This is a genomic window from Mesorhizobium sp. M7A.F.Ca.ET.027.02.1.1 (genome assembly GCF_004022985.1).
Lineage (GTDB): Bacteria > Pseudomonadota > Alphaproteobacteria > Rhizobiales > Rhizobiaceae > Mesorhizobium.
In genome coordinates this window covers 1-7,743 of the sequence record NZ_RZOL01000291.1, presented here as the reverse complement: position 1 = coordinate 7,743, position 7,743 = coordinate 1, and the positions used below count along the sequence as shown (strand labels likewise).

Below are 7,743 nucleotides of genomic sequence, written 5' to 3'. Positions count from 1 at the left end.
GCAAAAGCCGGGCCAGTTTTTATGGCCGGCTGCAAAATTCTTGCCCGGAAGTCGGGATGCGTAGACGAGGCGTTTGAAACCGAACCATGGCGTTGGCGGCCAAACTACAGCTACGACAATCGCAGTCGCTGGTGATGACGCCGCAGCTGATGCAGTCGATTCGGCTGCTGCAGTTCACCCATGTCGAGCTTGAGCATTTCATCGACGAGGAAATCGAGCGCAATCCGCTGCTGGAGCGCGCCGAGCCGCAGGACGATGCCGCCAGCGACCAGGCGCAGAAGATCGAGGCGGAGCCGCAAGCCACCGCCGAAGGCGACTGGTTCGAAAACGAGACGCAGTGGAGCGCCGAGGCGATCTCGGACAAGCTCGACACGTCGCTGGAAAACCTGTTCCCCGACGACCCGGGGACCAGCGAGCGGCTCGGTCCCGACCTGACGGCACAATGGAAATCGGCTTCGGGCAATGGCGCGGGTTCCTCATCCGAGTGGTTTGACGCCGGCGATATGGCGACTGCTGCGATCACGTTGCGCGACCATGTCGGTGAACAGGTGGCGCTAGCCTTCGCCGATCCGGCTGCACGGCTGATCGCCGCCGAACTCGCCGACGGCCTTGACGAGACCGGCTATCTGCGTGCCGACCTGGCCGAGATCGCCGCTCGTCTCGGTGCGGATGCCGCTGCCGTGGCGAAGGTGCTGGCGGTGTGTCAGGCCTTCGAGCCGGCTGGCCTGTTTGCCCGCGACCTGGCCGAATGCCTGTCGCTGCAACTTGCGGTGCGCAACCGGCTCGATCCGGCGATGAAGGCGCTGGTCGCCAATCTCGAACTCCTGGCACGACGTGACTTTCATGCATTGAAACGGATATGCGGTGTCGACGAGGAGGATCTGCTCGACATGCTGGCGGAGATCCGGGCGCTCGATCCCCGACCGGGCATGGCGTTTTCGGGCGGCGCCAGCGACGCGATCGTCGCCGATGTCGAGGTGCGCGCGGCCAATGACGGCAGTTGGACGGTCGAACTCAATGCCGAAACGCTGCCGCGGGTTTTGGTCGACCATATCTATTTCGCCCAGGTCTCACCGCAGGCCAAGAACCAGGCGGAAAAGGATTTTCTGGCCGAATGCCTGCAGAATGCAAACTGGCTGACGCGCAGCCTCGACCAGCGGGCAAAGACCATCCTCAAGGTCGCCTCGGAAATCGTTCGCCAGCAGGATGCCTTCCTCGTCCATGGCGTGCGCCAGCTGAAGCCGCTCAATCTGCGCACGGTGGCCGACGCCATCGGCATGCACGAATCGACGGTCAGCCGGGTCACAGCCAACAAATATATGCTGACGCCGCGCGGCGTGTTCGAGCTTCGCTACTTCTTCACCGCCTCGATCGCCGCGTCGGGCGGCGGCGATGCGCATTCCTCGGAAGCCGTGCGTGACCGCATCAAGCAGTTGATCGACGAGGAAAAACCCGTCGACGTGCTTTCCGACGACGCGATCGTCGACATGTTGCGCGAAAGTGGCGTCGACATTGCAAGACGTACGGTCGCCAAGTACCGAGAAGGCATGAATATCCCCTCTTCGGTGCAGCGCCGACGCGAGAAACGGGCGATGGCTAGCGCCGGGCGCTGAGCGGGTCGATTTTCCACAGGCCGGCACTTCATTGACAAGCCGCGGTGAAGTGGCTAGAAGCCCGCCCGCATGAGAAGGGCTAGAAGCCTGCATGCGGATGGTCCGTCACGACGTTGGCCTCGGGACGGTCAAAGGGCGGCTTGTGATCAACCGGAAAGTTTGGATTTAAAATCGGCGCAAGTGACGCCGCAAAGCTTGTGCGCACGGATCACGAGTATAAACTCGGGCCAGTTTGAAGCCTGAGCAAGGAAGGTCAGTTTTCAGATGAATCTGCGCATATCGGGAAAACACATGGACATCGGCGATGCGTTTCGGACACGCATCAATGATCGCGTCGGCGAAGCGATCGGCAAATATTTCGATCGCGGCTTTGCCGGACATGTCACGGTCATCAAATCGGGCTCGCGCTATTCGGCGGACTGCATGATCCGGCTGGATTCCGGCGCTTCGCTGCAGGCCACCGGCGATGCCCAGGATCCGACGCTTGCCTTCGAGGCGGCGGCGGACCGTCTGGAAACCCGCCTGAGGCGCTACAAGCGCAGGCTGAAATCGCACAATTCGGGCGCCGCCAACGGCCAGCCGACGGACATCGCCTACACGGTGATGGCGCCGCTTGCCGATGACGACGAGGACATTCCGGAGAATTTCGCGCCCGCCATCGTCGCCGAATCAACCATGACGCTGAAGACCATGTCGGTGGCGTCGGCGGTCATCGAGCTCGACACCAAGGACAGCCCGGTCGTTGTCTTCCGCAATGCGGGAACCGACCATCTCAACATCGTCTATCGCCGACCCGATGGAAATATCGGCTGGATCGACCCGTCGACGACCAAGGTCGCGCAAGCGTGACGACAAAGGTCGCACGGTGACGACAAGGGTCGCACGGTGACGACAAGGGTCGCACGGCAATAAGAGCCGGCCGCACGAGGGGTGGGGACTGGTGACGGCAGGCGAACAAGGGATTTTCTAGCATGGATCTGAGCGATCTTATCAACGTTCCGGCGATACTGCCGGCGTTGAAGGCGAACTCCAAGAAGCAGCTGCTGCAACTGCTGTCCGAACGGGCAGCGGCGATTTCCGACATTCCGGAGCGGGAGGTGTTCGACACCATCCTGCAGCGTGAGCGCCTGGGTTCGACCGGCGTCGGCAACGGCATCGCCATCCCGCACGGCAAGCTGGCCGGCGTGAAGCGCATTGCAGGTGTTTTCGCCCGGCTGGAGACGCCTGTCGATTTCGAATCGCTGGACGATCAGCCCGTCGATCTGGTGTTTCTGCTGCTGGCGCCGGAAGGGGCGGGCGCCGACCACCTCAAGGCACTGTCGCGCATCGCGCGGGTCCTGCGCGATGCCGACACGGTGGCCAAGATCAGGGGTACGCGCGACGCCGCCGCTATCCACGCGCTTTTATCGGACACCCAGGCTTCGCACGCGGCCTGAACTTCGAGGATGATATCGCCACAGGGCCGCCATGGGCGGCCCTTTTCCGTTTCAGCCGGAATCGCTCTCAGTGAATGGCGACCGTGGTCAGGTCGTTTTCCATGGCGCCGGCCAGAGCGCGGTCACGCGCATCGGAAAGCAGGATCGGCTGGCCATTGGCGGCAAACAAGGCCCACAGTTCCATGCCGGGGGCGATTTCGCCAAGATTGGGGAAACGGCCGAGCAATTCGTCGCTCGAGACCTTTCTGAGATAAGCGACCGAGCCTTCGCCGAGATGAGCGAATTCGCCATTGGTCATGGTGATGTTTTCAGTTCTGGTCATTTCAAAGCCTCCTTGGCGCGAGGACGCCGCTCAAGGCCATCCCGCATGAGAGCCATTTCAATTTGCTGCATCGTGCTTTCGGAAAGTCGGAGCCGATTTCCGGCCGATGCAGTGGTAAAGATCAGTCTTTCACCGATATGTTTATTTTCCGTACCAGCCGTTCGGACTCAGGCCGATCGAGGTCGATCGACAAAAGACCGTTCTTCAACTCCGCCGCGATCACCCGCATGCCGTCGGCCAGCACGAAACAGCGCTGGAACTGGCGTGCGGCGATGCCGCGATGAAGAAATTCGCGCTCGGTGTCGTCGGTCTGACGGCCGCGCACGACCAACTGGTTTTCCTCCGTGGTGACATCGAGATCGCTTTCGGCGAAACCGGCGACCGCCAATGTGATGCGCAACCTTTCGGTCTTGCCGTCGGCGCCGCTGAGGCGTTCGATGTTGTAGGGAGGGTAGCTGTCGCCGGATTTCGCCAGGCGTTCCAGGGTCTTTTCCATGGCGTCGAAACCAAGGAGAAGCGGGCTGGAAAAGGGCGTCATTCGGCTCATGTTACACTGTCCTCTCAAGAGCGACATAAAGTGGAAAAACCCAGATGGCATTTTTCCCGATGGCCTTGATATGGTCCGCCCCGCGACCAAGTTCAAGCCGTCAACAGACCCGCTCAAAAAGACCAGGCGTGGACTCACAGGAATGACCCACATGGCGCTTGAAACGGCGAGCAGATGCAAGGAGAAGCGCGCAGGTCGGGAATTGTCTTTCCCGGTCGAGCGGTTCGACATGGCAGTTCGCGACCGCTTCGGCGTCATTTGGATGTTTCGATCGGATCGGTTCAAGCCCACGACCTCGCCAAACAAGGAATTGAAATGCCCCAATCACGCAAGATCATCATCGACACGGATCCCGGTCAGGATGATGCCGTCGCCATATTGCTGGCGCTCGGCAGCTCCGAACTGGAGATCGTCGGCATATCAGCCGTTGCCGGAAACGTGCCGCTGAAGCTTACCGAAAAGAATGCCCGAAAGATCTGCGAGTTGGCTGGCCGCCCGGACATCAAGGTCTATGCCGGCGCCATCCGGCCCCTGATGCGCGAATTGGTCACCGCCGAGGAAGTGCATGGCAAGACCGGCCTCAACGGACCGCAATTGCCCGAACCGACGATGAAGCTGCAGGACCAGTACGCGGTCGATTTCATCGTCGAGACGCTGATGGGGGAAGAAAGCGGCACGATCACGCTTTGTGCGCTCGGCCCGCTCACCAACATTGCGCTGGCGCTGATCCGCGAGCCGCGCATTGCACCGCGCATCAAGGAAATCGTGCTGATGGGCGGCGGCTTCTTCGAGGGCGGCAATGTCACCCCGACCGCGGAATTCAACATCTATGTCGATCCGCAGGCCGCCGATGTCGTGCTCAAATCCGGTATTCCGATCGTGATGATGCCCCTCGATGTCACCCATAAGGCGCTGACCACCGCCAAGCGCACGCAAACCTTCCGCGCGCTCGGCACCAAGGTCGGCACCGCCACCGCCGAGATGCTGGAATTCTTCGAGCGCTTCGACGAGGAGAAATACGGCACCGACGGCGGCCCGCTGCACGACCCCTGCGTCATCGCCTATCTGTTGAAGCCTGACCTGTTCAAGGGCCGCAACTGCAACGTCAGCGTGGAAACCGCCTCGGAACTGACCATGGGCATGACAGTGATCGACTGGTGGGGCGTCACCAAGCGGCCAAAGAACGCCATGGTGATGCGCGACATCGACCATGACGGTTTTTTCGCGTTGCTGGTGGATAGGTTGGGGCGGCTTAACTGATCGTCAGAACAGAACTGAACTTGTGAGCACGCGTCTTCACCGATTGAGAAACCGATAGGTGTCTCCGCCGCGCTTATGATGTTGCCGCTCGATGGGGATGACCGAACCGACGAGGTGCGGCATCCCCACTTCATCGTCGATGGATGTCACCGCGTTGCTGCCATCAAGGCGGACGTCGTATGTGTAATACAGCCCACGCCCGGCGGCCATCTTCGGATTGATGGGCATTAACCTGACATACTCGACGGTGCCCATCACACGCTGAGTTGCCACAACCGGATTGTCCTGGTTCATCGCAATTGGGATCAGCGCCGCCAGAGGCAGTGTGCAGAAGAAAGTGACACCAATAACCGCATCGCAGTATTCTGCCTGAAACAGAAGCAGGCGGTTTTTGAGAGAAAATGCTGTCGCCATGGTTCAATTCACGAATCGGTAGAAGACGAAGCCATTGTCGCGCGTGACGCGTTCAATGCTTGTGCGCGAGCCGATCAGATGCGGGCGATCGTCATCGATAAGGACAGACGAACCGTTCTCGATAGAAACCAGATATATGCCGCGGCCATGGTCCAACTGGACACTTTCGACGTTTGCGTCGAATGTGTCGACCGATCGGATCGGGCTGGCGTCGTTGGCCCATTTATTTGCCGCCGACATGATCATAATCGCAAACGCACCGATAAAGAGTATCACGCCAGGCGCGTTCCTCTTCAAACCATTCCAAGTCCAAAAGACAGACATGAGTCCCTCAACACATATTCATGTGGTGGTGAGAGAGCACACTTTCAATCTGTTGCCATTCCAAGGCGCTGCAACTCTTTTCGTCCCGGCTCTCGGCGAGCTGTTACTTCGCCTTAGAAAACGCCAGCCACAGGCCGCCGCCGACCATGAAGCTGCCGCTGATCCTCGACAAAAGCTTGATGCGGCCGGCCGACAGCAGGCGCCCGGCGCGGCCGGCGGCCAGCGCATAGGTCGAATCCGAGAAGGCGGCGAAGATCATGGCGGTCAGGCCCATGATGGCGATCTGCAGCGAGTAGTTGCCTTGCGGCGAAATGAACTGCGGAAAGAAGGCGCCGAAGAAAATCAGCGTCTTGGGATTGCTGAGCGCCACCAGCAAGCCCTGCAGGAAGAAGCCGCCGCGCGGTTTCCTGGCCGTTCCATCGGCGTTCAGCGTGCCTTTGGAACGGAACATCTGCACACCCATCCAGATCAGATAGGCGGCGCCGATCAGCCGCACCCACTCGAACCAGTGGCCCATGCCCGAGATCAGTGTGTTGAGGCCGATGCCGACGATGGCGATCATCACGGCAAGCCCTGCCTGCGTGCCGGCGACATTGGCGAGACCGGCGCGGGAGCCATGGCGGATGCTGTTGGCGATGATCAGCGTGACCGTTGGGCCCGGCACCAGGATAATGACGATGCAAGCCAGGACATAGGCGGCGTAGAGTTCCAGCGACATAATTTTTCCCCAGGAATGCCGCCGATGCGGCGCGGCTTGAGGACAATCAATGCATAGCAGCGCAGCCGGTGCAAGCCGCTAACTAGCGCCCTGCGACACGCCAGTCCGCCCGGTTCAGGCGCCGGTCTGCCAAGGCAGCGTTGCCTCATAGGCCGCCGCCGCCTTCAGCACGGCGAGGTCGCCGCGCGGCCGGCCGATCAGTTGCATGCCCATCGGTCGGCCCCTATCGTCGAAGCCGACCGGCACGTTGGCCGCCGGGCAGCCGCCCAAGGTCGCGAAGGCGGAAACCTGCATCCAGCGGTGATAGCTGTCCATTGCGCGTCCGGCGACCTCACGCGGCCAATGCGTATCGACATCGAAGGGGAAGACCTGCGCGGTCGGCAGCGCAATCAGATCATAGCGATCGAAGATCGACAGCAGCGTGCGATGCCAGGATGTCCGGGTCACGGAGGCGGCGCGGATCTGTGGCGCCGTCAGCCGCATTGCGTTCTCCACTTCCCAGATGGCTTCCGGCTTGAGCAGGCGGCGCTTCGCGGGATCGTCATAGTGGGTCTTGAGCGCACAGCCGCTGCTGGCCTGGCGCAGCGTCACGAAGGCCTGCCACAGCGCTTCGAAATCGAAATCCGGCAGCAACGCTTCAGTCGCGAAGGATGCTTCCGCAAAGCGGCCGAGTGCCGCCTCGCACAGACCGAGAATGCCTGTTTCAACCGGCAGATGACCGCCGAGGTCACCGAGCCAGGCGATGCGGCCAGCAGTTGCCGGTATTCCAAGCCCTTCGAGGAACGAGCCGGGTTTCTCGTAGGACAATGGCGCGTGCGGGTGGTAACCGGCCTGCACATCGAGCAGCAGTGCCATGTCACGGACGTTGCGGCCCATCGGCCCGTCGACGCCCATCTGCGCATGAAAGATCTCTATATCCGGTCCGCCGGGAACAAGTCCTTGCGACGGGCGGAAGCCAAAAACATTGTTCCAGGCGGCCGGGTTGCGCAGCGAGCCGCCGAAGTCGCTGCCATCGGCGACGGGCACCATGTCGAGCGCCAGCGCCACCGCCGCGCCGCCGCTCGAGCCGCCGGCGGTCAGGGCCGGATCGCACGCGTTCAGCGTCGGCC

The 7,743-nt window shown here is 61.3% G+C and carries 10 protein-coding genes; 4 read left to right on the top strand and 6 right to left on the bottom strand.

What is annotated here, in order from left to right; translation table 11 throughout:
* Positions 1 to 86: 86 nt before the first annotated feature.
* From rpoN to ptsN, 3 genes are all read left to right on the top strand, one after another.
* Entirely contained in the window at positions 87 to 1,613 is a 1,527-nt protein-coding gene (gene rpoN / locus EN749_RS25540; RefSeq protein ID WP_127809317.1) for an RNA polymerase factor sigma-54, read from the top strand.
* A 264-nt stretch (positions 1,614 to 1,877) separates the two neighbouring features.
* Positions 1,878 to 2,462, top strand: coding sequence for a ribosome-associated translation inhibitor RaiA (raiA, locus tag EN749_RS25535; RefSeq protein WP_128364206.1), 585 nt, complete (start codon positions 1,878 to 1,880; stop codon positions 2,460 to 2,462).
* A 122-nt stretch (positions 2,463 to 2,584) separates the two neighbouring features.
* Entirely contained in the window at positions 2,585 to 3,049 is a 465-nt protein-coding gene (gene ptsN, locus EN749_RS25530; protein ID WP_128364205.1) for a PTS IIA-like nitrogen regulatory protein PtsN, read from the top strand.
* A 67-nt stretch (positions 3,050 to 3,116) separates the two neighbouring features.
* On the opposite strand, the gene EN749_RS25525 is transcribed toward ptsN, so the two are convergent.
* A complete protein-coding gene (locus tag EN749_RS25525; RefSeq protein WP_023760740.1) occupies positions 3,117 to 3,371 on the bottom strand; it encodes a DUF1150 family protein in 255 nt (84 codons plus the stop codon).
* Positions 3,372 to 3,492: 121 nt separating this feature from the next.
* Positions 3,493 to 3,918 carry an Hsp20 family protein gene (locus tag EN749_RS25520; protein WP_023760739.1) on the bottom strand — a complete coding sequence of 142 codons (426 nt, stop codon included), beginning with the start codon at positions 3,916 to 3,918 and terminating at the stop codon, positions 3,493 to 3,495.
* Positions 3,919 to 4,233: 315 nt separating this feature from the next.
* Here EN749_RS25520 and EN749_RS25515 point away from each other — a divergent pair, with 315 nt between their 5' ends.
* Positions 4,234 to 5,178 (top strand): nucleoside hydrolase, encoded by a 945-nt coding sequence (locus EN749_RS25515; protein ID WP_127398895.1) that lies wholly within the window; start codon positions 4,234 to 4,236, stop codon positions 5,176 to 5,178.
* A 36-nt stretch (positions 5,179 to 5,214) separates the two neighbouring features.
* Here the strand turns inward: EN749_RS25515 and EN749_RS25510 are convergent, their stop codons facing one another.
* From EN749_RS25510 to EN749_RS25495, 4 genes are all read right to left on the bottom strand, one after another.
* Complete coding sequence (locus tag EN749_RS25510; RefSeq protein WP_127398896.1) at positions 5,215 to 5,592, bottom strand: hypothetical protein; 378 nt, start codon at positions 5,590 to 5,592, stop codon at positions 5,215 to 5,217.
* 3 nt (positions 5,593 to 5,595) lie between these two features.
* On the bottom strand, positions 5,596 to 5,868 hold the full coding sequence (locus EN749_RS25505; RefSeq protein WP_245481868.1) for a hypothetical protein: 273 nt from the start codon (positions 5,866 to 5,868) through the stop codon (positions 5,596 to 5,598).
* Positions 5,869 to 6,019: 151 nt separating this feature from the next.
* A complete protein-coding gene (locus EN749_RS25500) occupies positions 6,020 to 6,634 on the bottom strand; it encodes a LysE family translocator (RefSeq protein ID WP_127379954.1) in 615 nt (204 codons plus the stop codon).
* Between the two features lie 114 nt (positions 6,635 to 6,748).
* Positions 6,749 to 7,743: amidase (locus EN749_RS25495; protein WP_128364204.1), on the bottom strand; the 995-nt coding region annotated here is incomplete at its 5' end.